Below are 26,563 nucleotides of genomic sequence, written 5' to 3'. Positions count from 1 at the left end.
CCGGGAGCGGTCCGGAATGGGCGCTTCACCTGACCGGCGATCTGCTGCAACACCGCGGCAAAACCTGCTATCACCGGTGGCCTGATGGCCAGGGCGACAGCGTTCACTGCCAGTGCCCGGCAGCTCGTCAGCGAGCCGGACTCCCATGGCCACCGGGCACAGGCACGCTGCAGCGCACTCAGCGCAGTGTCCAATGTGCTCGCTCAATGCTCGCTCTGGCCTTCGAGCAGGGTATCCAGCAACCAGGCGCCCGCAGGCCCCAGGCTTTTCTGACGCGACCAGATGACATCGACCGCTGAACTGCGCGGCCAGCCTGGCACCTGCAGCTCTTTCAAACGCCCCTGGCCATAGCCGCGCACCAGCCAGCGCGGCAGGGCCGACCAGCCGAATCCGAAAATCGCCATGTCCATCAGCAGTAAATAGTTCGGCGCCGACCAACTGCGCTTGGCGCCATTGGGCAGGTCGCTGGTGGGAATGCTTTGATCAACGAGGGTGTTCAGGCGCAGCGCGCGATGCTGCGCCAGATTGCGGTAATCAACCTCGTCCTCGGCAGCCAACGGGTGTCGAAGCGAGACGAACAGCCCGAAATCCGCACGCTCGGCAATGGTTGCGTGGCCTACTTCCGGCGGATAAACCGCCTGCGCCGACAGCAGGCCCAGCGACGCCCTGCCGCTCTGGATCAGGCTGATCGCATCGCCGTGCTCGGCGAACACGCATTCGAGCTCAAGCTCCGGGAAACGCTGATCCAGTTCCGCCATGCGCACCTCGAATTCAGCGAACTGATTGGCGTCCGACAACACCAGCGTCAAGCGCGGCTCCATGCCTTCGGCCAGACGTCCGGCTGCGCGGCGCAGCTGATCCGAGGCCGCCAGCACTTCCTCGATGCGGCCTTGCAGCGCTCTGCCAGCCTCGGTCAATGCCGGATGCCTGGATGAGCGATCGAACAGCTCGACGCCCAGGTCGATTTCCAGCCGGGAGATGGCTTCGCTGACGGTCGACTGGCTTTTGCCCAAGCGCCTGGCAGCGGCGCTGAAAGACCCCCGCGCGAGGGTCTGAACAAAGGCTTCGAGGGCTTCAGGCGAATAGCTCATGACGGATCCGGCAATGAACCATCGGTTTTTCCGATGGAAACGATTTTCAGTTTAGTCCAGTGCCTCGCGACAATGCACGCCTGTTCAGCAAGGCAGCGAAATCAATCATGTCCACCCAGACCCACAAAACGATGTCGGTTGTACCGGCAAAATCCATCAAGGAGCGCGCCCTCCATGCGCTGCTGTTCGAACTTGTTGGCGTGGCCTTGTTTGCGCCAGCCCTGGCGTGGGTGCTCGGTCAGTCGCTGGGCAAGATGGGCGCAATGACGGTGATGATTTCCACCGTGGCGATGCTGTGGAACATGCTGTTTAACGCAGGTTTCGATCGACTGCGCGGGCGCTTGGGGTTTGCAATGGGTTTGAAAACACGCGCGCTGCATGCGGCCGCGTTCGAGACCGGGCTAATTCTCGCCGTGGTCCCACTGGCGGCGTGGTGGCTGTCGGTCAGCCTGTGGCAGGCGTTCGTGCTGGATATAGGCCTGCTGCTGGTGTTTTTGCCGTACACCCTGTTGTTCAACCTGGCGTATGACAAAGTGCGCGAGCGGGTGGTGGCGCGGCACTGCCCGGGCATGGGGTGAGCCGTTGATGCAACCACCCAAGCACATCTCCCCAGGCGCGCTTGCCCGAAGCACTGTGTCGGGCAACGCAGAACGATCAGACAAAACGCAATGACGGGCACGCGCGCTTTGCCACCCGAGCATCGCAGGCGCCATATCGAACGCCAAGCGCAATCAGGTCAGAAAAGGCATCACCTGCGCCAGCAACTCCTGCGGCAGTTCCTCCGCTAGATAATGCCCACCCGGCAACGCCTTACCGCGAACGTCGGTCGCGACCTGTTGCCATTCCTTGAGTGGGTCGAAGCATGTGCCCACCGTGCCTTCGGCGCCCCATACCACCAGCAGCGGCAGTTGCAGACGATTGCCTGCGGCGATATCGGCGCGGTCATGCTCCAGGTCAATGCTGGCGCTGGCGCGGTAGTCTTCGCATACACCGCGAGCTGCGCCCGGCAGACTGGCGCAGCGCAGGTACTCAGCGAACGCTTCATCGGTAAACGGACTCAGCCCGGCGCTGCGGCTGCCCATGACGCTGCGCAGATAGTGTTCGGGATTGGCCTCAAGCAAGGTCTCCGGCAATGGCGCCGGGCGAATCAGGAAAAACCAGTGCCAGTATGCACGGGCAAAGGCTTCGTCGGTCTGGCTGTACATCGCCAGCGTAGGTGCGATGTCGAGCAATGCCATGCGCGTCACAATCCCTGGATGATCCAGCGCCAGCCGATGAGCCACCCGTGCGCCACGGTCATGAGCCAATATCGAAAAGGTCGCCAGGCCCAACTCATTCATCAGCGCCACCATGTCGCGCCCCATTTCGCGTTTGCTGTAGCTGTAATGGTTTTCGCTGGCCGGCGGTTTGCTGCTGTCTCCATAGCCTCGCAGGTCCGCGGCGACGACCGTGAAATGCTGGCTCAGGCGTTCGGCGATCTTGTGCCAGATAACGTGAGTCTGCGGGTGTCCGTGCAGCAGCAACAGCCCCGGCCCGGTCCCGCCGATGCGATAAGCGATGTGCACGCCGTTGACCTGGCGTTGGTCTTTCTGGAATCCGGCAAACATGGATGACTCCTGTGATGGTAAGCCTCAAGCCTAGTGGGTTAAGCCGCCGGGGCAAGGCGTAAAGCGTGGCAGCGCGGTTCATGAAGCGTGTTCGTGCCTGCCGCAACTTCATGAGGCAAGTGGCCGGGTCGCACGCACGACCTGGCGCAGGGCTCATGCATCAAGCCGTCGAATCCCAGCCATCAGTACTTTTGGTTGGCGCGACCTGCCCCGCCTCGCTGACAATCGCGCCTATTCGATACGGCGCAACGAGCAAACACACATGACAATGGACATCCTCAGACTCGCCGCGTTTTCGGACGCACAGCAAGGCGGCAATCCCGCCGGCGTCTGGATTGGCGAGGTCTTCCCCGACGATGCGATCCTGCAGGCGGTGGCCTTGGAGGTGGGCTACTCGGAAACCGTCTTCGCCATTCCCCAAGACGATGGCTGGCGCGTGCGCTATTTCTCCCCCGAAGCCGAAGTGCCGTTCTGCGGTCACGCCACCATCGCCTTGGGCGCTGCCTTGGCCGCCCGTTATGGCGAGGGCGAATACCGGCTGCACCTGAACGCGGCGCAGATCAGCGTCGCAGGTTACAAACAAGGCACGCTGATCGCGGCAACGCTGCAATCGCCGCCCACCCACAGTCGTCCGGTGAGCCGTGAGCTGCTCGACCAGGCAATGGCACTGTTCGGCCTGCAGGCAGAAGACATCGACCTGCGTATCGCACCGGCGCTGATCCACGGCGGCGCCCAGCATCTGGTGCTGGCGCTTAACCGTCGCGAAACCTTGAAGGACATGAGCTACGACTTCACCACAGGTCGCCAACTGATGGTGCGCGAAGGGCTGGTGACGATCCTGCTGGTGTTCGCCGAATCGCGAGGTCTGTTTCACACGCGCAATGCTTTTGCGTATGGCGGGGTTTATGAGGACCCGGCCACCGGCGCGGCCACTGCGGCGTTCGCCGGTTACCTGCGCGACATCGGCTGGAACCATAGCGGCGTCATCGACATCGTGCAGGGTGAGGACATGGGCAGCCGCTCGCGGCTTCGCGCAGAGTTCAGCGACGTGCCCGGCAGTTCGATTCGCGTCTCAGGCACGGCGCGCCCGCTCTGACTGTCAAACCTTGAGAAAGCGACCGCTGAGCGCCACACCCAGCAGCATCACGGCGATGATCAAAAAGGCGACGCCCAGGCTGCTCAGGTGGGCGACGAAGCCGATGCCTGTCGGCCCCATAAGGATGCCGATGTAACCCAGGGTGGTGATGGCCGGGACGGCGACGTTCTCCGGCATGCTCGTTTGCCGCCCCACCGCGCTGTAGAACACCGGCACGATATTCGAGCAGCCGATGCCGACCAACGCATAGCCGCACAGCGCCGCCTGCCAGTATGGCATCAGCGTGGCGACGGCCATGCCGATGGCGGCGCACAACCCGCCGAACAGAATGATGTTGTGCACCCCCAGACGGCGAACGATCGGGTCGCCACTCAGACGGCCGATCGCCATCGCCAGGGCAAACACCGCGTAACCATACCCTGCGCGGGACGGCTCGATGCCGCGCTGGGCGCTGAGAAACACCGCGCTCCAATCGAGCATCGCGCCTTCGGTGAGGAACACGGTGAAGCACATCAAGCCGATGAACAGCACCACGCCACGGGGAAGTGCGAAGGCAGGACCGCCGGCTTCACTGCCGAACCCGAGCATGTCGGGTCCGGCCTTGTACAGGGCGATAGCGATGAACAGCGCCACCAGGCTCATGGTCAGCCACGGCCAGACGCCGACGCTGAGCAATGCCGAAACGCCCGCCGCGCCCAGAATGCCGCCACAGCTGAACAAGCCATGGAAGCCCGACATCATGGTCTTGCCACTGGCACGCTCGACGATGATCGCCTGGATATTGGTCACACACCCCAATGCACCCATGCTCGCGCCATAGACGAACAACGTGGCGACCATCCACGGTACCTGAGTGACGGTTGCCAGCAACGGCAGGCACAGACAGGCGATGCTACCCACCACCATGATGATGCGCCGACAGCCGTAGCGCACCGTCATCGCGCCGGCCAGGGGCATGGACAGAATCGAGCCAATGCCCAGGCATAACAACAGCAGCCCCAGGCTGGCGTCGTCCAGCCCCAGACGGCTTTTGGCGTAAGGCACCAGCGGCGCCCATGCGGAAATGCTGAAGCCGGTGACGAAGAACGCCACGCGGGTAGAAAACTGTTGCAGCCGCCCAGGCACAACCGGTGCCGCGGTGCTGATGGAGGTCATTGCCGCTCCCTTGAATGGTCGCCTGCCCGTCACGGGCCGACAAAAAAACAGCCTAACAAACGTTGGCACAATGCCGAAGAAGGGATGTCGAAGGGGCTGGCCTGCGTGATGCCTCAACCTCGTTAGGCTCAACCGGTTCGCTTGTAGCAGCCCGGCCGAGCGGCGCTGCTACAGGATTGGCGTGTACGCGATCAGGACTTCCCGGGCGAGGTGCGAATGATCTCGACGAAATTCAACGGGTTGAATGTCGGGTCTTCATCCACCAACACGTCGGCATTGAGCGTGCCGAAGGGGGTGTCAGGGATCTTGATGCCGGCGATTTGCTGCGTCTTGGGGTATGCCTCAAAAGCTCGCGTCGGTGCGGCGCGCTGGGGAAAGTCTGCGGGAACGGCATTCTTCGCTCAATCGACACGCGGTCGCGTTCTCTGCCAAACGTGCATCGTTTACTGCCAGCCGAGGTGGGGTTTACCAGAATGCAGAGGAACGCCGGACACGGCTTCGGATAGACTGCGCGTCGCTTTCTGCAAGCGGGCCATCAGAGCCCGGTTGTGACACCTGACGAGAAAGCGATGCTTACTTCAATAAAATTGAAACGTGCTACTCAAAACAAAGGAGCCCCTGTGTACAAGGGCGTTGCGTTATCGGTTATGGCCTCCTGCCTCTTCGCGGTCATGTACTACTACACCTCATTGCTGAAACCATTGAGTGGAGAAGAAATATTCGGTTGGCGCATGCTGCTGACCCTGCCCTGCGTGACGGCATTCATGCTCTCCAGCGGCGACTGGAAACTGGCCCGCGCCCTGGCAATGCGCATCCGCCAGACCCCGTCGCTGCTGGCGGCCCTGACGTTGTCGGCGACGCTCATCGGTGTGCAACTGTGGCTGTTTCTCTGGGCGCCGCTGCACGGGCGCAGTCTGGAGGTGTCGCTGGGTTATTTCCTGCTGCCGTTGACGATGATCCTCACCGGTCGCGTGGCCTATGGGGAGCGCTTGTCGCGCCTGCAGAAGATCGCTGCCTGTTGCGCAGTGATCGGGGTGGGCAACGAGTTGCTGCGGCTGGGGAGCTTTTCCTGGGAGACCCTGGTGGTGTGTCTGGGCTATCCGCTGTATTTCGTCCTGCGGCGCAAACTCAAAACCGACAACCTGGGTGGGTTATGGTGGGACATGTCGCTGATCCTGCCGGTGGCGGTGTGGTTTATCTGCCAGGGCAATCCGGCGGTGGTCGAGCAGGTTCCAGGCTTGTATCTGTTGATTCCGGTTTTGGGGGCGATCAGCGCGTCGGCACTGGTCAGCTATATTCTTGCCAGCCGCCTGCTGGCGTTCAGCGTTTTCGGGCTACTGAGTTACGTCGAGCCGGTACTGCTGGTGGGTGTTGCATTGTTATTAGGAGAATCCATCGGTCGAGATGAATGGATGACCTACCTGCCGATCTGGCTAGGGGTGATGGTGCTGGTGACTGAAGGGATCAAGCATGTGCTGGCACAAAGGCGGAGAGGCCGGTCCTGACAGACATGTTCGCACGCTGACTTTCTTTGGTCGCACGGCTTGCCGGCGTTGGCGGTTTGAAGGGCGCCCCCCTCGGCAAGCGGTTCTGGTAGAGCGTTCACAACGCGCCTGTCCTAATGCCCGAACCGCGCCAGTTGCATTTCCTGCAAGCGGCTCAGTGTCCGGCGAAAGGCAAACGCCAGGTAACCTTCGGTGTACAACTCCTGCATCGGCATCGCCGCCTCGACGTACAGCGGCACCTTGCGGTCGTAGCACTCGTCCACCAGCGCAATGAAACGCCGCACGCCGTCATCGTACGCCGACAATTGCGGCAGCTCGCGATCCCCCGCCGCCACCTGCTCCACGCCGTCCTCGGTACCCCGGGCAATTCGCCCATCGCGCTGAGGCGCACTCAAGGCCGGGACCTGGCTCAACAAGACGGCCTTGTAGCGATCGCACAGCTCAATGAAATCCATGGCAGCCAGGGGTTGCTCACACAGGTCGGCATAACAGCACCACACCACCGTTTTGCTGCAACGCAGCACCGGCAGATGACGGCGACCCAACGGCACCGGTTGCGTCGACACCGACTCGCCACTGCTCAAGGTCTCGAACACCTCGACCAGCGCGCTCGGCCCCTGCGCTCGCGTCACCCAATAACGCTGCTGCGCCAGGCCTGGGTGCAGCCGATGATCCTCCCCGCCGTCCACCGACACGACTGTCATGTAGTGATTGATCGCTGTAATCGCTGGCACGAAGCGTTCACGATTGTGCCCGTTGGCATACAACTGCTCGGGCAACTGGTTGGAGGTGCAGACCAGCGTGACGCCTTCCTCGAACATGGCGCGCAGCAGGCCGCCGAGGATCACCGCGTCGCCAATGTCATTGACGAACAGTTCGTCGAAACACAGCACGCGCACCTCCTGCCCCAGCTCCCGGGCCAACACCTCTAGGGGGCTGGCCACGCCGGTCAGTTGAAACAGACGCTGATGCACCCAACGCATGAAATGATGGAAGTGCTGGCGGCGTGCGGGCACCTGCATCCCTTCGAAGAAACGGTCCATGAGCCAGGTCTTGCCGCGCCCGACCGGTCCCCACAGGTACACACCTTTCAACGGAGCGCCTGGCCTGCCGTCACGTAGCGCCAGCCAACATTCCTGGAGTTTTTGCGCGGCCTGGTGCTGAGCCTCGTCGGGCTGAAAACCTTGGGTGTCGACCGCCTGCTGCCAGGCAGCCAGAGGAGACAGCACCGTCATTGCGCGACCTCATCGTGACGTTTGGAGTACGAGGCGCCCAGCAGGTAGAAACAGCCGCCGCCCACGATGAAGGCCGCCAGCATGTAGAACATGAAGTGTGCTGACTGTGTGGCCAGGGCAAAACCGCACAGCACCGGACCCAGTGCACCACCGAGGTTGGACAGGTTCTGCGCGCCGTAATACATGCCGCGCAAGTGAGTCGGGGCGATACGGTCGATGAACATGTATTCGGCAGGAAATACGATGATCTCGCCCAAGGTAAATATCGCAACCGCCAAGGCCCAATGCAGCACGGTGGTCGACAGCGCAAACCCGACGACGCCCATCAGGAAAAGACTGAAACCGGCCGTCAGCCACTGATTCAGGTAGTGATGGTTGATGTGCTTGCCGACCAAATATTGCAGGCAGATCACCACTGCAGCGTTGACGGCGACCACCGAACTGATGACCTGGTAGGTAAACTCCGGGGTGCTGGTGGTCACCAGGTACTGCGAGATGTAAGCCGTGAACTGGCCGAACACCACCGCGCTAAGCACGCCACCGACCGTGAAGCACACCAACCGATAATCCTTGAGCAGAATCCGCCCCACGGCAAGGAACGACACCGGCACGTTGGCCGGGTCTGCGGAACTGAGTTTGCGGTCGCCGTACATTGCATAGATCACGAAAAAGCCCAGCCCAAGTGCCGCCGACATCAGGAACGGCAGCTTCATGTTCCAATGCGCCAGGCCCGCACCAATAAATGGCCCGACCGCATAGCCGATGTTGATCAGGGTGTAGCGCACCGAGAACACCTTGCTCTGTTCGGCCACGGGCAACAGCTTGCCGAACGCGGCCTTGACCACGATGTCGGTGACCGAATACGCGAAGTTGAACGACACCAGAAACAGGAAAAACAGCCACAACTTGCCGGTCAGGCACATGCCGACGAAGCCTGCGACGAAAAAGCCGGTAAAGCACAGGATCAGTTTGTAGCTGGACAGTTTGTCAGTGAGGTATCCGCCATACAGGCTCAGCAGCGAGCCGACGATCAATGCGCTGCCCACGATCAAGCCGATGTCGCTGATACCCAGCATGAAGTTCGATGACAGATAAATCACCAGATAAGGCAAGGTAATCGCCCGGCCCAGCGTCAGAAACAGTGATGAAGCCAGCAAGAGGTTGACTGAAGCGGGGTAGTGTCTGAGCGCGGCGAGCATCGGTGTTCTGTCCTTCATGATCGGCAGTGTTCGTTCAAGCCAAGCATCCTTACACAATCGCAGTTGACTGGACACTGAGATAATTTCTTTTACACGCGTGCTGACTGCGCTAGCCCCCTGCAAGCGCCGACACACCGGGACTGCTCGATTCTGCCCCAGAAATCGCGCACCACAAACGGCTTGCGCATCACAGACATCGCCTCCGCCTCTGCCACGAAGACGGCACACATCACCTCCGTTTCTGCCCGAAGGGCGTGGGAGCAAGCTTGCTCGCGATCTGGCGCGAAGCGCCAGCAAAGCCAGGCACCTCGCTCTACCAGGCAGAAGCGCGCCTCCCGCCCCCCCTACGCTCTCCGGGCAGAAGACAACTTCACGACCGCCCCGATATCGACCTCACGCCTTACATTCCGTAACATCCCACCTTTTGCATGCTCCCTTCCTCAGGTACTCGATGAAACCCGCTCGCCTACGCGCCGATGTTCTTGCCGGCCTCACCACCTCTTTCGCACTTGTGCCGGAGTGCATCGCCTTCGCCCTCGTTGCACACCTCAACCCGCTGATGGGTCTGTACGGCGCGTTCATCATCTGCACACTGACCGCGCTGTTCGGCGGCCGGCCGGGCATGGTGTCGGGGGCGGCGGGCTCGATGGCGGTGGTCATCGTCGCGCTGGTGGTGCAACACGGCGTGCAATACCTGCTGGCGACGGTGCTGCTGGGCGGGCTGGTGATGATCGCGTTCGGTCTGCTGCGCCTGGGCAAGCTGGTGCGCATGGTGCCCTACCCGGTGATGCTTGGCTTCGTTAACGGCCTGGCGATCGTCATTGCCATGGCACAGCTGGAACACTTCAAGAACGGCGAGCGCTGGCTCAGCGGCACGCCGTTGTACCTGATGCTCGGTCTGGTGGCGCTGACCATGGCCGTGGTCTACCTGCTGCCACGCCTGACCCGCTCGGTTCCGCCTGCTCTGGTCGCGATCCTGAGTGTCGGCGCGCTGGTCTACGGTTTCGACCTGCCGACCCGCACCCTCGGCGACATGGCCCATATCGCGGGCGGCCTGCCGAACGTTGTTCTGCCGGACGTGCCGTGGAACATGGACACACTGCGGATCATCGCGCCCTACGCCATTCTGATGGCCCTGGTCGGCCTGCTGGAAACCCTGCTGACCCTTAACCTGACCGACGAAATCACCGAAAGCCGTGGCTATCCGGATCGCGAATGCGTGGCGTTGGGCATGGCCAACATTGCCTCAGGTGTGTGCGGCGGCATGGGCGGTTGCGCGATGATCGGGCAGACAGTGATCAACCTCAGCTCCGGTGGCCGAGGGCGACTGTCGGGTACCGTGGCCGGGGTCATGATTCTGATGTTCGTGCTGTTCCTGTCACCGCTGATCGAGCGCATTCCGCTGGCGGCGCTGGTCGGCGTCATGTTCGTGGTGGCGCAGCAGACTTTCGCCTGGGCTTCGTTGCGGGTGCTGCGCAAGGTGCCGTTGAATGACGTGCTGACCATCATCGCCGTGACCGTGGTCACGGTGCTGACGGATCTGGCGATCGCAGTGCTGTTCGGCATCCTCATCGCTGCGCTGAATTTCGCCTGGCAGCAGGCGCGCGAGCTGTACGCCGATAGCCATCTCGAAGCGGACGGCAGCAAGCGCTATCACCTGCACGGCACCTTGTTCTTTGCCTCCGCCACTCCCTTTCTGGACCAGTTCGACTATCAGGACGACCCTGAACACGTAACCCTGGACTGCCAGCACCTGCGCTTCGTCGATTATTCAGCGATTGCCGCGCTGAAAACACTGCGCGAGCGGTATCAAAAGGCGGGTAAACACCTGCGGGTGGTGCACCTGTCCGCACGCTGCAAAAAGCTGCTCAAACGCGCCGGCGTGCAGCACGCTTAGGCTCGGACGCTAACGCACCTCGCGCCGAAGAACCTGAGCAAAAGGCGCGAGCTTGCTCACAGCTGACTCTCAGCCCCCAAGGCTTCCAAAGATGCCGCCTCTCCTGAGCAAGAGGTCGTACACCATGGGATTTTGCGCTCACCGGTATGCGTCAGCCGAATGGCAGGCCCAAGGCAAACACCAGCGCCATTCGCCATTTTTTTGCGCATCTCTCAAAAGTCGCTCCAAAAACGTCCAATGTTGTACACAGCCTGAGTACCCTAACAGCGTCTTTATTATTGGCCGGCGCAGCTGACCCTTGTTTCGTGACGCTTGCACGGCGGCCTCGCACGACCTGACTACATGATCAACTTCCTGGCCCGCTTATTGCTCCGGGCGTATCAGCGGCACTGTTCCATCGTGGTTGTGCGCTTGCATTTGCGGAGTTTTTTCTATGCCTGTCTGGCGAAGAAGTATTCAGTGGCAACTGACACTGAGCATGGGCGCTGCGCTGGTGATCAGCAGCCTGATCGTCATCGGTATCTACGCCTATGCGCTCAACAAACTGACTGACCGGTATCTGCTGCAACAAGCCATGCCAGCCAGCGTCGAAGCCATCCGCAACGACCTCGAACGCCTGCTGGCAGCGCCTCTGACAGCCGCGGGCGACATTGCCGGCAACACGCTGGTCTCCGACTGGCTGGCCAGCGGCGAAGATCCGACGCAACAGCCATCATTCATCCGCTATCTGGCAAGCATCAAGGAACAGCACAACGCGCTGACCACCTTCATTGTCGCCACGGACAGTGGCCACTACATCACGAACAAAGGTGCAGACCGCACACTGCAACGCGGCCCGGCGGAAAACGCTTGGTTCTACGGTTTTCTGGACAGCCACAAGCAGCGTTCGCTGGATATCGACATCGATGCCACCACCAAGGTGCCGACGCTGTTCATTAATCAGCGCATCGAACACAACGGCAGCGTGGTTGGCGTGGCGGGCCTGGGCTTTGGCATGACTGCGCTGTCGCAAATGGTCCGCGACTTCCATTTCGGCAAGGACGGCCAGGTGTACCTGGTCAGTCCCGACGGCAAGATCAAGGTTCATCCGAACGCGGACTTCAATGATCGCCAATCGCTGGCCCAACTTGTCGGCGAATCCGCTGCTGGCACCTTGTTAAGCCATAGCGGTGATGGGCAGGCGCTGGAGTTCGAGCGTAACGGCCTTGCATATGTGGCCGTGGCCAAGCCGGTGGCGTCGCTGGGCTGGACATTGGTCAGCGAGGTGCCGCTGGCGGAGGTCTATGGCACGGCGAAGCAGGCCTTGGCGACCATTTCGGCGATCAGCCTTGCAGTGGTGCTGTGCTTCCTGGGTTTCGTCGCCTGGATCGCGCGCGGGATCGTCCGACCGATCCGGCAAGTGACCACGGCGCTGGTGGATATCGGCGGTGGCCAGGGCGACCTGACGCGTCGCCTGGATGACAGCCGCGCCAACGAGCTAGGCGACCTGGCCCGTGGTTTCAACCGTTTCATCGAAAGCCTGCGCCTGTTGATCGGCGACGCGCTCAAGACCAGTGAACAATTGCGTCACAGCGTTGTGGATGTCGCACGGGTGGTCGACAGCACCTCAAGTCGTGCGCTCAAGCAACAACAGATGACCGACATGGTCGCCACGGCTGTCCACGAAATGGGCCTGACGGTGCAGGAAATCGCCCGCAACGCTGGTGCAGCTGCCGACGTGTCGCGCAGCACTCACCAGGAGGCAGTGTCTGCCAAGAAGGTCGTGGGCGAATCCATCGACCATATCCAAAGCATGTCCGACGGCGTCGGCACCGCAGCGGGCGCTGTGGAAAACCTCGCCACGCAGATTTCCACCATTGATCAGGTGCTCAGCGTGATTCGCAGCATCTCCGAGCAGACCAACCTGCTGGCCCTGAACGCAGCCATCGAAGCGGCGCGCGCGGGCGAGATGGGACGTGGGTTTGCGGTGGTCGCCGATGAGGTGCGCACCCTGGCCGGCCGCACCCAGAGCGCCACCGCGGAAATCCAGCAGATGATGGGCGAGCTGAAAAGCGGCGCCGATCAGGCCGTCACCTCAATGCGTGCCGGTCAGGCGGCCACGGGTACCGGCGTTGAAGCCAGCCGGCGCACCGGCAATTCGCTGGATGCGATCGCCGGGCATGTCGAGCAGCTTACCGACCGCAATCATCAGGTAGCCGCCGCCACCGAAGAGCAGAGCACCGTGACCGAGGAGATCAACCGTAACGTGCAAGGCATTGCCGACCTGGCGCAATCCACGGCCAGCGACGTCAAAGCCTGTCTGCAGGATTGCCGGAAACTGTCGGAACAGGCAGAGCACCTCGCAGCCCAGATGGCCCGGTTCCGCCTGTAAAGATAGGTTTCCCCGGGCCGTCCGGCTGACCCGCGGCAGCGTTATCAAGACCGCCGCCACGGGCAAGCCGAGCGGCTATTGCATTGGCCGGTCACCGGGTAAGGCTCTGCAAAATATCTTCGGTCGCCACCACACGGGCATATTCACCGTGCAGGTTCGCCAGCGACATGGCATGAATCTCTTCGGCACTGCGCGGTAGGCCAAAAAAATCCGCGCCGTCGAAGGTATAACAGGCGTCGTGGGGCACGATGACTTCGAATCCCAGGTTGCCCCCCGCACGCGCCGTGGATTCGACTGAATTGTTGGTCACCACACCCACGACCACCACCTGATCGATCCCGTCCGCGCGCAGCCAGCCTTCCAGCGCCGAATGGCAGAACGCATCCGGCACCTGCTTGTGCAACTCCCCTTCCCCGTCCCATGGCAGAAACGCCGGCTGAAATTCCACACCAGGCTGCCTGGGCCAGAACACCGAATCCGGCGAGCGGGAAAAGTGCCGTACATGGATTACCGTACGCCCGGTCTCGCGCCAGGCGCCAAGTAAAGCCAGCATTCGCTGCTCGGCCTGGGGATTGTTGCGCCGCCCCAGTTTTGGATGATGGATGCCTTGCTGCATGTCGATGATGACCAGCGCGGCCTTGCGGTGTAGTTCCATGGTTCTCTCGTTGTGACAAAAAGTTCTTTGCAGGGGCATACCGACCCTGTTCGGCTTGACCATCAGCGCCTGCTCTGGCGCCTGATTGGCAGGCTTGTCTGCTCCAGACGAAGCCCCGACCTTCGCAGTGAAGTCAGCGCCTTGCGCATTTTTGCTTAAGCGCATGAAAATTCTGAAAAAAAGTTTTGCCTTCGTCAGAACTTTCGACTACATTAGCGCGCCTCGACAGACTGAACGTCTGAAGAGATACGGTGAAGTGTCCGAGTGGCTTAAGGAGCACGCCTGGAAAGTGTGTATACAGGAAACTGTATCGAGAGTTCGAATCTCTCCTTCACCGCCAAATTCGATGTACGTTAAAGCCCCGACTTTCCTTGCGAGAGCCGGGGCTTTTTCATGCTCGCCAGGTTCACCAGCGCTTGCCTGGGCGATAGCGGCATATGGCGCTCTCGCACCAAACGCCCCTGCTTACCTCCTTGCGCTCACGACGCCTAAGCATCCTCGGGGAAATACTTTGGATTCAGGCACGCAACGCAAACTCGGTCCTGGGGCTGCCCATCGACGAGATAGAACCCCTTCATAGTGGCCTCTACGAACCAACCGGCACCGGTGTAAGCTTTTATCGAGGGAATGTTCCCCGAGTACATGCCGCCCTGAAGCCGCCTGATATCGTAATCTCGAAAGGCAATCTGGTTGGCCATCGATATGGCAGCCTTGGCGATGCCCTTGCCGAGGAACTTGCGGTTACCGACCATGCACACCAGGTCGGATGTTTTGTTGCGCGGATCCATCGGACCAATTTTGACGTTGCCTATTTTTTCTCCGGAAGCGCTTTCTATCAGGTAGTAGACCCACTGGCCGGTTTCGACGGAGGTATGGAAATCATCAACAATGACGCCGCGAGAGAACGTTCTGCCACTGCCGGTAAAATAACTCAGGTGTCCGTCGGCGTTATCGAACCAGGAAACATACTCATCATCGATATCATCGAGTTGCAGCTTGCGAAGCTTGATCCGTTCCATCACCACCTGTGCCCCGTCAATGTGCCGATTCAGGCAGCGTCATCATCGCTGCTTGCCCATAAGGCAAAATCTTACCTGAAAAGCCACCAGGCAAGAGCTGGCTCCTGCGCTGTCAGTTGGCGTTCATGGTCATCGCGACCATCGTCCTGTATTTGGGCTGCGCACGGTTGTTGGTTACCGGTTTTGCTCCATTCAAGCTTGCCCGCGTCCACTGAGCGAACTGCGGGGTCACCACAGACCCTCTTTGCGCCTCACCTTTCCACACCCATATGAATATTCTACAAATCCAAACGAATGATTTATTGCCGTTTTTTGTAGTCCGTTTCGAAGGATTGTCACAGACCATCGGAAAGCTGCCCATCCAGTCAAACGAACAGCTACTGTCTACCCGTTGCTGTGCTCAATCGGCGTGGCAGCTCAGTACGAGGCTTGTTCTAAAAAAGTAGATCACCCAGCCCGTATTCCAGCCCCCATTACGCGTCCTGTCTAAGCAGGGGCGCGAATTTCGCAGGAGTAGGTTGATGAACGGTATTGGCAAACGCCTGAAACAAGAAAGGAAACGCCTGAAACTCACCCAGAGTGCCCTTGGTGCCATTGGGGGGGTTGAGGCTAATGCTCAAGGTCATTACGAGAGCGGGCAACGGCTGCCGCGAGCAGATTATCTACATCGAGTGGCGGCGGTTGGCGTCGATATCGGTCACGTGGTGACAGGTAGCGACTCAAGCAAACGGATGGAAATGCCAATACTGCCGTCGATGGACCGGCTGGAGGAGGATCACGACAGCGCTGAAAGCGTGGTGAAAATCATCGGTCAATTGCGCCAGAGCCTTTGGGTCACCGCCAGCGCGCTGTGTGAAGTCACACGCTTGATCGACTCCAAGGAGCAGCAGAATGACGCTGACCACGTCGAGGATCATCTGCGGGTTCTCCAGGGCGACGCCGACACGTTCGTGGCACTGGCCCTGGCAAAGGTGCAGAAAGCCGGTCTCGAAACCCACTGAACCTGCACTGCTGCGCTGAAAGCTCCTTCCCCTGACAGACGCTTTGCGCCATACGGGGAAGGTTCGGGAAAGAGTGTTCGAGGGCACCTGCGATGCGGATCAGGGGTCGACTGAAACGGCCAGCGCCGAGTGGTTCACGTGCGGTCCGCGAAAGCAAGGTCAGCGTCACTACGACGTCGTGTCCGGACCTTGCGGGTCAGGCCCCAGTCCAGCGCCCGGTTCCACCGCGCCATGCCAGCAAATGCAAAAGAGCGAGGATTCTCCTATCTTTATCGCAAGCAAACGCTCCATCGTGGGCTGTTTGCCACGCTCATTTCATCGCAAGCTCCCCGCCCTTACTTCCGAAATTCCTGAACTAAGTATTTGCCGGCAACGATGTTAAGAGATGTAAGAGCTGCTTAAAGTCGAGCCCCATCGCCAGAATCACAACAACGAGACGGCCATGACTTCCACTGCGCACCTCATCGAACACGTCCAGCAAGCCGCCAACCAGTTGATCACCGCGTTCGCCAGCAACGACACCGACGCCTATTTCGCGGCGTTCAGTGACGACGCCACGTTCCTGTTCTACACCCTACCCACCCCGCTGTTGTCCCGCGCCGCTTATCGCGATGTGTGGGCAGGCTGGCAGGCGGACGGGTTTGCCGTGCTCGACTGCCAGTCAAGCAACGTCCACATCAGCCTGCAGGGCGATGTGGCGATCTTCATGCACGATGTCGCCACCCGCGTGCGATTCGGCACCGAAGAAAGTCAATTCAGGGAGCGGGAAACCATCGTCTTTCGTCACGACGGTCGTCGCTGGCTGGCGTGTCACGAGCATTTGTCGGCGCAGCCCGAATAGACGGTCGCGCCACGCGGGTCGAAGAGCCCGCCGATCCAGTGCATTCGCCATAACAACAACGATGTCCATCACTTGCGGTCGGCTTCCCGACCACTGCCCACGCAACGGCCGGACTGGCTCCAGCCGAACAATACAGGCTTGCACTCAATGCTGGCCTCATAACAACACGACCGCGCGCAGGAAACCCTCATGTCACATCCCACTACCCGTATCGAGAGCTTCGGTGTCGAACAGATTCCGGACGATCAACGCGACGCGTCGCCCTTGGATCTGTTTCGCCTGACGTTCGGAGGCGCCAATACCTTTGCCACGGCGGTGCTCGGCAGCTTTCCGGTGCTATTCGGGCTGTCTTTCCAGGCGGGGCTCTGGTCGATCGTCCTTGGCATCGTTCTGGGCTCGGTCATACTCGCGCCCATGGGGCTGTTTGGAGCGCTCAACGGCACCAACAATGCCGTGTCCTCCGGCGCGCATTTCGGCGTTCATGGACGGATCGTCGGATCGTTCCTGTCGCTGCTGACCGCCATCGCGTTCTTTTCGCTTTCAGTGTGGAGTTCGGGCGATGCCCTGATCGGCGGTGCCAAACGCATGGTCGGGTTACCTGAAAACGACCTGAGCCTGGCGATCGCTTATGGGGTGTTCGCGGCGCTGGTGCTGGTGGTGTGCATTTATGGCTTTCGCTTCATGCTATGGGTCAACAAGGTGGCAGTCTTTGCCTCCAGCCTCCTGTTCCTGCTGGGTATCCTCGCCTTCAACGGCAGTTTCGATGCGAGCTTCGCCGGGACCGTGAATCAAGGCAGTGAAGGCTTTTGGGCCGCCTTCATCGGCGCGGCATTGCTGGCGATGAGCAACCCGGTCTCATTCGGCGCGTTCCTCGGGGACTGGTCGCGCTACATTGCGCGCCACACCTCGAAAAAACGCATCATGGCTTCGGTGTTTCTGGCGCAAGTGTGCACGCTCATTCCCTTTCTGTTCGGCCTGTGCACGGCCACTATCGTCGCCACCCAGGCACCGCAGTACATTGCCGATAACAACTACGTGGGGGGCTTGCTGGCCGTGTCCCCGAGCTGGTTCTTCCTGCCGGTATGCCTGATCGCGATCATTGGCGGCATGTCCACCGGGACCACATCGCTCTACGGTACGGGCCTGGACATGTCGAGCATGTTCCCGCGCCTGCTCAATCGTGCCCAAGCCACGATTCTGATCGGCCTGGCCGCCATTGCCTTTATCTTCATCGGCCGTTTCGCTTTCAACCTGGTACAGAGCGTGTCGACCTTCGCCGTGCTGATCGTGACCTGCACCACGCCCTGGATCGTGATCATGGTGCTCGGGCTGATCATCCGTCGCGGCTTCTACCATCCGGCGGATCTGCAAGTCTTCACGCGGGGTCAGAGCGGCGGCCATTACTGGTTCGAACATGGCTGGAACTGGCGCGGCCTGGGAGCGTGGATCCCGAGCGCGGCGGTAGGCCTGTGCTTCGTCAATCTGCCGGGGCAGTTCGTGGGGCCGCTGGGCAATCTGGCGGGCGGTATCGACGTCAGCCTGCCGATCACCCTTGGCCTGGCAGCATTGCTGTACATCACTCTGCTGCGCACATTCCCGGAGCCGATCGGTGTGTATGGCGCTTACGGCCCGCACCCACTACTGGGCGACAGTGCCCATCGCAACCTCAAAGAGCCCATGGCCATTGACTGACACGCCCGGTGCTTCAGATGAAGGGCCCGCCGCAAGTGGGCCCTTTGCATTTTGAAGCAGCCAGATTTCAGCACGACGGACGGCCCATCTGCGTCTGGCATGAGCGGCGGACATCCCGCACAATCGAGCTTCACGTGCTAATCCTTACCATTCAACACGTCAGCTCGAACCACAGGAGATCTACCTCAGATGAATAAAGAAGACTGGATCGTAGATGCCCTGCCCAAGTACATCGTGACCAATCCGACGTTGCAGCAAGAAATTCAGGGCCTAAGTCACGAAGACCAGCAAAAGCAGACCCTATGGGCGTTCGAAGATGAAGCCGATGCCTTGAACATCGCAACCTGGGAACTGGCCTTGAGGTTCAGCAGCAGGTCCGAAGAAGAGATCAAGGCGGTGCGCGTGGCCATACACAAGGAAGCGGCCGAAGCGCTGGACATGAATTGGCATGAGTACTGCGAATTGAACGCGGTCGAGGAATAACACCCGCCCTGCTCCTTCCCCTCGGGCCGCCCTTTATTGCCCTGCATGCGGCCCGAAACCTTGACTCATCAGTCATCCTTTGCGCTTTACCTTGCCCCGTGGGGTGAGTAACGTCTGCGCCATCTCAAAACAAGAAGGACAGCTCCCATGAATGATTTGGTCGCGTATCAGCTGGAGGACGGCATCGCCACGCTGACCCTGAGCAATGGCAAGGTCAATGCCATCAGCAATGAAGTCGTCGCTGCCTTCAATGCCGCGCTGGACCAGGCAGAAAAGGATCGGGCGGTGGTAATCATAACCGGTCAACCCGGCATTCTCTCCGGCGGCTATGACCTAAAGATCATGACCTCAAGCCCGCAAGCGGCGCTGGATCTGGTCGAAGCCGGTTCGACCCTGGCGCGGCGCATGCTGTCACACCCCTTCCCAATCGTCATCGCCTGCGGCGGCCACGCCGTAGCCAAGGGTGCGTTCTTGCTGTTGTCGGGGGACTACCGCATCGGCGTCGAAGGCACGTACAGCATCGGCCTGAACGAAGTGCAAATCGGCATGACCATGCACAGTGCCGGCATCGAGCTGGCCCGTGACCGCCTGAGCAATAGCGCATTCGGTCGCTCGGTGATCAATGGCGAAATGTACGACCCCAAAGGCGCATTGCAAGCCGGGTTCCTGGACAGAATCGTCGCCCCGGAAGAGCTCACTGACGCAGCCCGTACCGTGGCCCTGCAGTTGAAGAAGATCAACATGAAGGCTCACAGCCAGACCAAGCTCAAGGTACGCCGGGCGTTTCTGGAGGCGCTGGACAAGGCCATCGAACTGGATCGGCAGCATCAGTTTTGACCCACACCGGCGTCTGGCCTGCGGACAGTAGCGCACGATAATCGCTTGCGCTGGCAAGCCGTGCTGCTCCAGCGATCAGGCGTCGTGCGATGCCTGTCATGGCCAACGCCTTGTCATGATCCGGCGTCCTGACCGGGGCGCCTTTAGGCCGCTGCGGTCGATGAGCCGGCGCCCCAGCGCTGAAACATCTTCTTAAAATCGAGATTTGCCATCCGTCTTCCTGACAATTGCCGGTTTGAGTGCACATCCGTACACTGCGCCACCTTTTGTTGCCAGAGTGGTCTGCATGCTGTTTGTCCTGCGTATGTTGCTGATGGGGGTGCATTTCATAGTCGCTGGCGCGCTCGGCCTGGCACTGGGTATCTGTCGCCCGTTCAACCCCGACAACAGCCGGTTGTGCGCCCGCTTGTACGCATTGCCAGCCATGTGGATTTTGCGTCTGCGCCTAAAGGCCGAAATGGGTACGCATTTCCAGCGAGCGCGACCTTGCGTGATCATCGCCAACCATCAATCCAACTACGACCTGTTCATCCTCGGCAACATCGTGCCGCCCCGCACCGTCTGCATCGGCAAGAAGAGCCTGAGATGGGTGCCATTGTTCGGTCAGCTGTTCTGGCTGGCGGGCAATGTACTGATCGATCGCGGCAACCCGCTGCGGGCGCGGCGCTCGATTCGCCAAACCACCGACACCCTGCAGCACAAGGACACCTCGATCTGGGTCTTCCCCGAAGGTACGCGCAACCTGGGCAATGGTCTGCTGCCGTTCAAGCGGGGCGCTTTCCAGATGGCCATCGAGGCAGGCGTGCCGATCGTGCCGGTGTGCGTAAGCACCTATGCGCGCGACATGTGCCTGAATGGGTGGGACAGCGGCCAGGTGATGATTCGCGCCCTGCCGGCCATTCCCACGACGGGCAAGACCAGCCACGACATCCCCGGTCTGATCGCCCTGTGCCATGGCCAGATGCAAACCTGCATCGAGCAGATGGACACGCAGTTGCGCCCGACGGCGACCCCCAACCAAACCGCTGCTGAACAGCTTGCACAAAACCCTCGAACTCGCTGAGATCGGCCCACTCTGAAGTAAGACCGCGCTAAGCTGCGCACCAGTCCCTCCTCCAGAAAGAAGCAGATCACCATGGGCCGAGTTGTTGCTGCTGCCGTTTACAGTGCCGGGAAGAAAGTCACCGATATCACCCTCGACGAAGGGGCGGCCTGGGCCGCAAAGCCTGGGCATTTTGTCTGGATTGGCCTGGAGCAGCCGAGTGCCGAGGAGCTGGCGTCGCTGCAAAAGCAATTCTGCCTGCATGAGCTGGCCATTGAGGACGCGCTGGAAACTCACAGCCGACCCAAGCTCGAAACCTTTGGCGATGCCCTGTTCATCGTGACCTACGCGCCAATCCGCGAAAACGGCAAGCTGATTTTCATCGAGACGCACATTTTTGCGGGCAATGGCTACATCATCACCTCACGCAACGGGCACTCCAAATCGTATGGGCTGGTGCGCCAACGCTGCGAAGCGCGCCCCTTACTGCTCGAGCACGGCGAAGATTTCGTGCTGTATGCGCTGCTGGATTTCGTCACCGAAAACTATCAACCCGTCACCGAAGCTATTCATGGCGAGCTTGAGGAGCTGGAGCACAGTGTGTTGAGGAAAGACCTCAACGAAGCCGATATTCATCGTATTCACAGTCTGCGCCGCGACCTGCTGCGCTTGCGCCGTTATGTAGCGCCAATGGTTGAGATCGGTGAAGAGCTGCAGAAGCTCAGCTTTCCGTTCATCGACAAGAACATGCGCCCCTACTTCCGCGATGTGGAGATTCACGTGAAGCGGCAGATGGAAGACCTGGCGAACCTGCGCGACATCGCCAGTCAGACAATTGAAATCAGTCTGCTGCTGGAGTCTTCGCGCCAGAGCCTGACACAGCGCAAATTCGCCGCCTGGGCGGCGATTCTGGCATTCCCGACAGCGATCGCCGGTATTTATGGGATGAACTTCCAGAACATGCCAGAGCTGAGCTGGCATTACGGCTATTACGCCGTGCTGGGGGTGATTCTGGGCGGCTGCGGGATTCTGTTCGCCAGCTTTAAGCGCTCGGGCTGGTTGTAGGCCGCGCACGGCTTTTGTAGCAACACGGCTTGTCGGCGGCGGCGCTTCTTATGATCGCTCCCGCCGACAAGCCGTGCTGCCGCAGGCTACTTAGCTGCGGTCTGCCTCATGCGACTGAGGTTTGTTCGCTACGAACCGCATCATCCATTCCGCCACCGTGGTGCCGTGATGGTCTTGTTCCAGGCTGGCAATACCCTTGCTGTAAACCTGCTCGCCCAGTGATTGCTGGCGAATATCCAGCAACGTACGCGAGTAATCGTGGATGAATTCCGGGTGGCCCTGGAAACACAGTACCTGATCATTGATGTGATACGCCGCGAACTGACAGAACTCGCTGGAGGCAATCACCGTGGCGCCCTCGGGCAACGCCGTGACCTGATCCTGGTGGCTGATCAGCAGCGTCAGCTTGTCCATGACCGGAGTCATCCACGGCTGGGCCGCAGCCAGTTCGTAGTGGTGGATACCTACGCCCCAGCCCTGTGCTGCCCGCTCGGTCTTACCGCCGAGTAGCAGTGCCAGAAGCTGGTGACCAAAACACACGCCCAGCAACTTATCGCCTTGCTGGTAGCGCTCGAGCAGGTACGTCTTGAGCGTCTCGATCCACGGATCGGTGCCAAAGGAGTCAGCCTTCGAACCGGTGACCAGATACGCATCGAAATGCTCATCGGCGGGCGGGTATTTGCCTTGCATCACGTTATAGACGACGAATTCGGCGGCGATGGGCTGGCGCGAGAACAGCGACTCGAACATCCGCCCATAACCGGTGTATTGATCGACCAGTTCCGGGCGAAGAACGTCGGTTTCGAGAATGCAGATGCGTAACGACATAAAAATACCTGAAGCGACAAGGCGAAGATGCACATGGCCAAGCCTGCCTTGATGGCCGGGGCAAGGCAAGGGCCGTTTACCTGACAGACCTGCCCCGACCTGAACCGACGCTGTAGCGTTGCCAAGTCGTCAGCGCTGCGCCGAACGATCAGAACAACGTGCCGTTGAGTGCCTTGTCCAGCAGCAGCGCCGGCGGCTCAAAACGTTTGCCATACCGCTCGGCGAGATCGCGGGCGCGAACGATGAAATCCTTCAACCCATACTGATTGATGAACTGCAGCGCGCCGCCCGTCCATACCGGAAAGCCAATCCCGAAGATCGAGCCGACGTTGGCGTCGGTGGTCGATCGCAACACGCCCTCTTCGACGCAACGCACGGTTTCGATGGCCTGGATGAACAGCAGGCGGTCGCGAATCTCTTGCCCCGCCAGTTGCGACTCGGGATTTTCGAATCGCGCCTTGAGCTCCGGCCACAGGCGTTTCGGCGCGCCCTGCGGATAATCATAGAAACCGCCGCCAGCGGCCTTCCCTCCACGCTTGTATTCGTTGAGCAACAGGTCGAGCACGGCAGTGGCCGGATGCTCGCTAAGCGTATCGCCCTGCTTCGCCAGCGCCTGGCGCGCCTGCTGCCGGATTTGACTCATAAGACTCAGCGACACTTCGTCCGACACCGCCAGCGGCCCCACCGGCATTCCGGCCTTGCGCGCTTCGGTCTCGATCATCACCGCCGAAACGCCCTCGCCCAGCATGGCGATCCCTTCGTTGGTGAATGTGGCGAACACCCGCGAGGTAAAGAAACCTCGGGCGTCGTTGACCACGATTGGCGTCTTGTTGATCTGCTGCACGAAATCGAACGCCCGAGCCAGCGTCATGTCGTTGGTGCGCGCACCCTTGATGATTTCCACCAGGCGCATCTTGTCCACCGGGCTGAAGAAATGCATACCGACGAAACGCTCCTGGCGACTGATCGCCGTGGCCAGGTCGGTGATCGGCAGGGTTGAGGTGTTCGACGCAATCACCGCATAAGGCACCACGACCTGCTCCGCGGCCGCGCTGACCTGGGCCTTGAGTTCACGATCCTCGAACACCGCCTCGATAATCAGGTCGCAGCCTTCCAGATCGCTGTCACGACCGGTGGGTTTGATCCGGCCCAGCACGGCGTTCCGCCGTTCAGGTTCGATGCGACCGCTGGCAACCTGTTTATCCAACAGACGCACAGCATGATCCTTACCCTTTTGCGCGGTGGCAAAGTTGACGTCCTTGAGCACTACATCGATCCCGGCCAAGGCTGTGACATACGCGATGCCGCCCCCCATCATCCCGGCGCCAAGAATACCCACCTTGCGCATGTGATAGACCGGCGGCGCCTTGGGCCGCGACTGGCCCCCGTTGAGCTCATTAAGCTGGAACCAGGTGCCGATCATGTTCTTGGCGACCTGGCCGATGGCAAGCTCGGTGAAATACCGCGCCTCGATTTGCTCGGCGGTGTGAAAATCCACCTGCGCGCCTTCGACGGCTGCCGCCAGGATTTTCTCTGGTGCGGGGTAACAGCCTTGGGTTTTGCTGCGCAGCATCGACGGGGCGAGCGCCAGCATTCGCGCGACGCTCGGGTCGGACGTCGAACCACTCGGAATCTGAAACCCCGGCAGGTCCCAAGCCTTGTTCGGCGACGGGTTGGCCAAAATCCAGTTGCGGGCCCTGATCAGCAGATCCTCGGCATCGCTGGCGAGCTGATCGACCAGGCCAGCCTTGAGTGCCTGTTGTGCAGTCAGGATCCTGCCGTCCATGAGCAATGGCAAAGCCTTTTCCAAACCGAGCATGCGCACCAGTCGCACCGTACCGCCGCCACCGGGGAGCAACCCCAGGGTGACTTCGGGCAAGCCGAGACGAACATGTTTTTCATCAAGGGCAATGCGTTGATGACAGGCCAGGCACAGCTCCCAGCCGCCCCCCAGGGCTGCGCCATTAATAGCAGCGACCACCGGTTTGCCGAAGGTCTCTAGCGCACGCAGTTGTGCCTTGAGGTCCAGGGTCATCTGGTAAAACCACTGGGCGCGGGACCTGTCCACCTGAATCAGCTCGTTCAGATCGCCTCCGGCAAAAAAGGTTTTCTTCGCAGAACGAATGATCACACCTGAAATGCTGTCCTTGTCCGCCTGTAACCGCGTCAAGGTCTGCGTCATCGCCTGCCGATACAGGGCGTTCATCGTGTTGGCCTGCTGCCCGGGCAGGTCCAGTGTCAGCGTGACAATCCGGTCGGGGCCGATTTCATAATGGATGGGGTCAATCATGCGATCGTTCTTCCTGAAACTGTTTTTATGTGAGGCGGGCGGAAAAAGGCTTGCTGCGGCCGCACGGCTGCAGGGGCCGGTGACTCATCGCCCCCCTGTCGACTCAAAGCCGTTCGATTATTGTTGCAATCCCCATCCCGCCCCCCACACACAGGGTCGCCAGGCCATAGCGCTGCTGTCGCGCCTCCAGCTCGTCGAGCAATGTGCCGAGCATCATGCAACCGGTCGCGCCAAGGGGGTGGCCCAGGGCAATCGAGCCACCGTTGACGTTGACCTTTTCCGGGTCGACGTTCATGTCCCTGATGAACTTGAGCACCACCGAGGCAAACGCTTCGTTGACTTCGAACAGATCGATGTCATGGACTTTCAACCCGGCGCGGGCCAGTGCCTTGCGGGTCGCGGGAGCAGGCCCGGTGAGCATGATGGTCGGATCGGTGCTGGTCACCGCAGTTGCCACAATGCGTGCACGAGGTTGCAGGTTCAGGGCCTGCCCTTTGTGCGCAGAGCCCAGCAGCATCAAGGCGGCACCATCGACGATGCCCGAACTGTTGCCAGCGGTATGCACGTGTTCGATACGCTCCACATGGCTGTACACGCGCAGCGCCGTCGCGTCATAGCCCATCTGGCCGATGCTCTGGAAGCTGGGCTTGAGCTGGCCCAGACCCGAGAGCGTCGAGTCGGCGCGAATGAATTCATCGTGGTCCAGCAACAGCAGACCATTCTGATCTCGCACGGGAATGAGCGAACGATTAAAGGCACCGGTCTGTCGGGCGTGGGCGGCTTTTTCCTGGGACTGCAGGGCAAAGCGATCGACATCGTCACGGCTGAAGCCTTCGATCGTCGCGATCAGGTCGGCGCCGATACCTTGCGGGGTGAAGTGAGTGTGCAACTGGGTCAGCGGATCCAACACCCAGGCGCCGCCATCGCTGCCCATGGGGACCCGCGACATCGACTCCACACCCCCGACCACGATCAGCTCCTCGAACCCGGAACGGACCTTCATTGCGCCTAGATTCACCGCCTCCAGGCCCGATGCACAGAAACGATTGATCTGGACTCCCGCCACACTGATCGCCCAGTCGGCTACCAACGCTGCGGTTTTGGCAATGTTGGCGCCCTGATCGCCAATGGGTGTCACGCACCCGAGAACAATGTCATCGACCTGAGCGGTGTCCAGGTGGTTGCGCAGCTGGAGTTCCCTAAGCAGCCCTGCGACTAGATCTACCGGCTTGACACTGTGCAGCGCACCACCCGCCTTACCCTTGCCCCGGGGTGTGCGCAATGCATCGAAAATAAACGCCTCGGTCATCGTGTTACTCGCTTGCCAACTGGATGTTTTTGTTGTGCCGACAGCATAACGGCGATGGAGATGGATTCAATGCGTTTACTCATCACCTCGCGAACTGTGAAGGCGATTAATGCTTCGTAGGAATTTTCGGACTCAGACGAACGGTCGTTAACCGTCGCACGCCGAAATGTCTGGCTAGAGGTGTCTAGAAGGCGAGTGTTTACTGCCCGCTGATAGGCTTATGTCTGTTTGCGCTAACCAAATCGAATTACTCATATCAAACCGATCTAAGCAAGGGTGCAGCTGGCCTCTAAGGTTATGTCTATAGCAGGAGCGCCTTACAACTATTACTTGCGGCGCCGCTGT

Annotated in this window: 22 protein-coding genes, 1 tRNA gene and 2 pseudogenes; 14 read left to right on the top strand and 11 right to left on the bottom strand. The window is 60.4% G+C overall.

Annotation, left to right across the window (positions count from 1 at the left end):
• Positions 1-203: 203 nt before the first annotated feature.
• Positions 204-1,091, bottom strand: coding sequence for a LysR family transcriptional regulator (locus B3I26_RS02570; RefSeq protein ID WP_296254805.1), 888 nt, complete (start codon positions 1,089-1,091; stop codon positions 204-206).
• Positions 1,092-1,198: 107 nt separating this feature from the next.
• Between B3I26_RS02570 and B3I26_RS02565 the strand changes: the two genes are divergently transcribed.
• Complete coding sequence (locus tag B3I26_RS02565) at positions 1,199-1,669, top strand: multidrug/biocide efflux PACE transporter (RefSeq protein WP_296254803.1); 471 nt, start codon at positions 1,199-1,201, stop codon at positions 1,667-1,669.
• A gap of 153 nt (positions 1,670-1,822) precedes the next feature.
• Here B3I26_RS02565 and B3I26_RS02560 read toward each other — a convergent pair whose 3' ends face one another.
• Positions 1,823-2,698, bottom strand: coding sequence for an alpha/beta fold hydrolase (locus B3I26_RS02560; RefSeq protein WP_296254801.1), 876 nt, complete (start codon positions 2,696-2,698; stop codon positions 1,823-1,825).
• A gap of 262 nt (positions 2,699-2,960) precedes the next feature.
• Here B3I26_RS02560 and B3I26_RS02555 point away from each other — a divergent pair, with 262 nt between their 5' ends.
• Positions 2,961-3,794 (top strand): PhzF family phenazine biosynthesis protein, encoded by an 834-nt coding sequence (locus B3I26_RS02555; RefSeq protein WP_296254799.1) that lies wholly within the window; start codon positions 2,961-2,963, stop codon positions 3,792-3,794.
• Between the two features lie 3 nt (positions 3,795-3,797).
• On the opposite strand, the gene B3I26_RS02550 is transcribed toward B3I26_RS02555, so the two are convergent.
• Both B3I26_RS02550 and B3I26_RS02545 read right to left on the bottom strand, forming a co-directional pair.
• Complete coding sequence (locus B3I26_RS02550; protein ID WP_296254796.1) at positions 3,798-4,949, bottom strand: MFS transporter; 1,152 nt, start codon at positions 4,947-4,949, stop codon at positions 3,798-3,800.
• A gap of 191 nt (positions 4,950-5,140) precedes the next feature.
• Positions 5,141-5,251, bottom strand: a pseudogene (locus B3I26_RS02545) (phosphohydrolase); the annotation flags it as partial.
• Positions 5,252-5,569: 318 nt separating this feature from the next.
• Here B3I26_RS02545 and rarD point away from each other — a divergent pair.
• A complete protein-coding gene (gene rarD / locus B3I26_RS02540) occupies positions 5,570-6,454 on the top strand; it encodes an EamA family transporter RarD (RefSeq protein WP_296254794.1) in 885 nt (294 codons plus the stop codon).
• Between the two features lie 113 nt (positions 6,455-6,567).
• Here rarD and zapE read toward each other — a convergent pair whose 3' ends face one another.
• Both zapE and B3I26_RS02530 read right to left on the bottom strand, forming a co-directional pair.
• Positions 6,568-7,689 carry a cell division protein ZapE gene (zapE, locus tag B3I26_RS02535; RefSeq protein ID WP_296254792.1) on the bottom strand — a complete coding sequence of 374 codons (1,122 nt, stop codon included), beginning with the start codon at positions 7,687-7,689 and terminating at the stop codon, positions 6,568-6,570.
• Entirely contained in the window at positions 7,686-8,888 is a 1,203-nt protein-coding gene (locus B3I26_RS02530; RefSeq protein ID WP_296254862.1) for an MFS transporter, read from the bottom strand. The genes zapE and B3I26_RS02530 overlap by 4 nt, the downstream gene beginning before the upstream one ends.
• A 451-nt stretch (positions 8,889-9,339) precedes the next feature.
• Between B3I26_RS02530 and B3I26_RS02525 the strand changes: the two genes are divergently transcribed.
• The 3 genes and pseudogenes from B3I26_RS02525 (at position 9,340) to B3I26_RS28785 (ending at position 13,156) form a co-directional block, all read left to right on the top strand.
• Positions 9,340-10,785, top strand: a complete 1,446-nt coding sequence (locus tag B3I26_RS02525) for a SulP family inorganic anion transporter (RefSeq protein ID WP_296254790.1) — start codon at positions 9,340-9,342, stop codon at positions 10,783-10,785.
• 433 nt (positions 10,786-11,218) lie between these two features.
• Positions 11,219-12,298 (top strand): annotated as a pseudogene (locus B3I26_RS28790) (HAMP domain-containing protein); the annotation flags it as partial.
• A gap of 120 nt (positions 12,299-12,418) precedes the next feature.
• Complete coding sequence (locus tag B3I26_RS28785) at positions 12,419-13,156, top strand: methyl-accepting chemotaxis protein (RefSeq protein ID WP_409522063.1); 738 nt, start codon at positions 12,419-12,421, stop codon at positions 13,154-13,156.
• 91 nt (positions 13,157-13,247) lie between these two features.
• Here the strand turns inward: B3I26_RS28785 and B3I26_RS02515 are convergent, their stop codons facing one another.
• Entirely contained in the window at positions 13,248-13,811 is a 564-nt protein-coding gene (locus tag B3I26_RS02515) for a cysteine hydrolase family protein (RefSeq protein WP_296254787.1), read from the bottom strand.
• Between the two features lie 250 nt (positions 13,812-14,061).
• Here B3I26_RS02515 and B3I26_RS02510 point away from each other — a divergent pair.
• Positions 14,062-14,151: transfer RNA gene (locus tag B3I26_RS02510), tRNA-Ser, on the top strand.
• A 148-nt stretch (positions 14,152-14,299) separates the two neighbouring features.
• Here B3I26_RS02510 and B3I26_RS02505 read toward each other — a convergent pair.
• The gene (locus B3I26_RS02505; RefSeq protein WP_296254785.1) at positions 14,300-14,830 is read right to left on the bottom strand and encodes a GNAT family N-acetyltransferase; all 531 of its coding nucleotides are present in this window, start codon (positions 14,828-14,830) and stop codon (positions 14,300-14,302) included.
• Positions 14,831-15,351: 521 nt separating this feature from the next.
• On the opposite strand from B3I26_RS02505, the gene B3I26_RS02500 reads away from it, so the two are divergent.
• The 7 genes from B3I26_RS02500 (at position 15,352) to B3I26_RS02470 (ending at position 21,791) form a co-directional block, all read left to right on the top strand.
• Complete coding sequence (locus B3I26_RS02500; protein ID WP_296254783.1) at positions 15,352-15,831, top strand: helix-turn-helix domain-containing protein; 480 nt, start codon at positions 15,352-15,354, stop codon at positions 15,829-15,831.
• A 442-nt stretch (positions 15,832-16,273) separates the two neighbouring features.
• Positions 16,274-16,672: a YybH family protein gene (locus B3I26_RS02495; protein WP_296254781.1), complete on the top strand. Its 399-nt coding sequence runs from the start codon at positions 16,274-16,276 to the stop codon at positions 16,670-16,672.
• Positions 16,673-16,861: 189 nt separating this feature from the next.
• Positions 16,862-18,364 (top strand): purine-cytosine permease family protein, encoded by a 1,503-nt coding sequence (locus B3I26_RS02490; protein WP_296254778.1) that lies wholly within the window; start codon positions 16,862-16,864, stop codon positions 18,362-18,364.
• Positions 18,365-18,553: 189 nt separating this feature from the next.
• On the top strand, positions 18,554-18,847 hold the full coding sequence (locus tag B3I26_RS02485) for a DUF6388 family protein (protein WP_296254776.1): 294 nt from the start codon (positions 18,554-18,556) through the stop codon (positions 18,845-18,847).
• 147 nt (positions 18,848-18,994) lie between these two features.
• Positions 18,995-19,684: a crotonase/enoyl-CoA hydratase family protein gene (locus B3I26_RS02480; RefSeq protein WP_296254774.1), complete on the top strand. Its 690-nt coding sequence runs from the start codon at positions 18,995-18,997 to the stop codon at positions 19,682-19,684.
• 286 nt (positions 19,685-19,970) lie between these two features.
• Positions 19,971-20,747 carry a lysophospholipid acyltransferase family protein gene (locus B3I26_RS02475; protein ID WP_296254772.1) on the top strand — a complete coding sequence of 259 codons (777 nt, stop codon included), beginning with the start codon at positions 19,971-19,973 and terminating at the stop codon, positions 20,745-20,747.
• Between the two features lie 72 nt (positions 20,748-20,819).
• Complete coding sequence (locus B3I26_RS02470) at positions 20,820-21,791, top strand: magnesium and cobalt transport protein CorA (RefSeq protein WP_296254770.1); 972 nt, start codon at positions 20,820-20,822, stop codon at positions 21,789-21,791.
• A 90-nt stretch (positions 21,792-21,881) separates the two neighbouring features.
• On the opposite strand, the gene B3I26_RS02465 is transcribed toward B3I26_RS02470, so the two are convergent.
• The 3 genes from B3I26_RS02465 to B3I26_RS02455 form a co-directional block, all read right to left on the bottom strand.
• On the bottom strand, positions 21,882-22,619 hold the full coding sequence (locus B3I26_RS02465) for an amidotransferase (RefSeq protein WP_296254768.1): 738 nt from the start codon (positions 22,617-22,619) through the stop codon (positions 21,882-21,884).
• A 148-nt stretch (positions 22,620-22,767) separates the two neighbouring features.
• Entirely contained in the window at positions 22,768-24,909 is a 2,142-nt protein-coding gene (locus B3I26_RS02460; RefSeq protein WP_296254766.1) for a 3-hydroxyacyl-CoA dehydrogenase NAD-binding domain-containing protein, read from the bottom strand.
• 103 nt (positions 24,910-25,012) lie between these two features.
• Complete coding sequence (locus B3I26_RS02455) at positions 25,013-26,218, bottom strand: acetyl-CoA C-acetyltransferase (RefSeq protein WP_296254764.1); 1,206 nt, start codon at positions 26,216-26,218, stop codon at positions 25,013-25,015.
• Positions 26,219-26,563 lie beyond the last annotated feature (345 nt).

The organism is Pseudomonas sp. UBA5706 (genome assembly GCF_002419965.1).
GTDB lineage: Bacteria > Pseudomonadota > Gammaproteobacteria > Pseudomonadales > Pseudomonadaceae > Aquipseudomonas.
Note: the sequence above shows the minus strand (reverse complement) of the source record. Positions and strands in the feature narration are given on the sequence as shown.

What these genes read in the sequence shown, in the direction of transcription:
- B3I26_RS28785 (WP_409522063.1), top strand. Translation starts at nt 12,419, where the DNA reads ATGACCGACATGGTCGCCACGGCTGTCCACGAAATGGGCCTGACGGTG.
- B3I26_RS02525 (WP_296254790.1), top strand. Translation starts at nt 9,340, where the DNA reads ATGAAACCCGCTCGCCTACGCGCCGATGTTCTTGCCGGCCTCACCACC.
- B3I26_RS02455 (WP_296254764.1), bottom strand. Translation starts at nt 26,218, where the DNA reads ATGACCGAGGCGTTTATTTTCGATGCATTGCGCACACCCCGGGGCAAG.
- B3I26_RS02565 (WP_296254803.1), top strand. Translation starts at nt 1,199, where the DNA reads ATGTCCACCCAGACCCACAAAACGATGTCGGTTGTACCGGCAAAATCC.
- B3I26_RS02560 (WP_296254801.1), bottom strand. Translation starts at nt 2,698, where the DNA reads ATGTTTGCCGGATTCCAGAAAGACCAACGCCAGGTCAACGGCGTGCAC.
- B3I26_RS02555 (WP_296254799.1), top strand. Translation starts at nt 2,961, where the DNA reads ATGACAATGGACATCCTCAGACTCGCCGCGTTTTCGGACGCACAGCAA.
- B3I26_RS02530 (WP_296254862.1), bottom strand. Translation starts at nt 8,888, where the DNA reads ATGCTCGCCGCGCTCAGACACTACCCCGCTTCAGTCAACCTCTTGCTG.
- B3I26_RS02500 (WP_296254783.1), top strand. Translation starts at nt 15,352, where the DNA reads ATGAACGGTATTGGCAAACGCCTGAAACAAGAAAGGAAACGCCTGAAA.
- B3I26_RS02485 (WP_296254776.1), top strand. Translation starts at nt 18,554, where the DNA reads ATGAATAAAGAAGACTGGATCGTAGATGCCCTGCCCAAGTACATCGTG.
- B3I26_RS02495 (WP_296254781.1), top strand. Translation starts at nt 16,274, where the DNA reads ATGACTTCCACTGCGCACCTCATCGAACACGTCCAGCAAGCCGCCAAC.
- B3I26_RS02550 (WP_296254796.1), bottom strand. Translation starts at nt 4,949, where the DNA reads ATGACCTCCATCAGCACCGCGGCACCGGTTGTGCCTGGGCGGCTGCAA.
- B3I26_RS02465 (WP_296254768.1), bottom strand. Translation starts at nt 22,619, where the DNA reads ATGTCGTTACGCATCTGCATTCTCGAAACCGACGTTCTTCGCCCGGAA.
- B3I26_RS02505 (WP_296254785.1), bottom strand. Translation starts at nt 14,830, where the DNA reads ATGGAACGGATCAAGCTTCGCAAGCTGCAACTCGATGATATCGATGAT.
- B3I26_RS02470 (WP_296254770.1), top strand. Translation starts at nt 20,820, where the DNA reads ATGGGCCGAGTTGTTGCTGCTGCCGTTTACAGTGCCGGGAAGAAAGTC.
- B3I26_RS02480 (WP_296254774.1), top strand. Translation starts at nt 18,995, where the DNA reads ATGAATGATTTGGTCGCGTATCAGCTGGAGGACGGCATCGCCACGCTG.
- B3I26_RS02570 (WP_296254805.1), bottom strand. Translation starts at nt 1,091, where the DNA reads ATGAGCTATTCGCCTGAAGCCCTCGAAGCCTTTGTTCAGACCCTCGCG.
- B3I26_RS02460 (WP_296254766.1), bottom strand. Translation starts at nt 24,909, where the DNA reads ATGATTGACCCCATCCATTATGAAATCGGCCCCGACCGGATTGTCACG.
- B3I26_RS02515 (WP_296254787.1), bottom strand. Translation starts at nt 13,811, where the DNA reads ATGGAACTACACCGCAAGGCCGCGCTGGTCATCATCGACATGCAGCAA.
- B3I26_RS02490 (WP_296254778.1), top strand. Translation starts at nt 16,862, where the DNA reads ATGTCACATCCCACTACCCGTATCGAGAGCTTCGGTGTCGAACAGATT.
- B3I26_RS02475 (WP_296254772.1), top strand. Translation starts at nt 19,971, where the DNA reads ATGCTGTTTGTCCTGCGTATGTTGCTGATGGGGGTGCATTTCATAGTC.
- zapE (WP_296254792.1), bottom strand. Translation starts at nt 7,689, where the DNA reads ATGACGGTGCTGTCTCCTCTGGCTGCCTGGCAGCAGGCGGTCGACACC.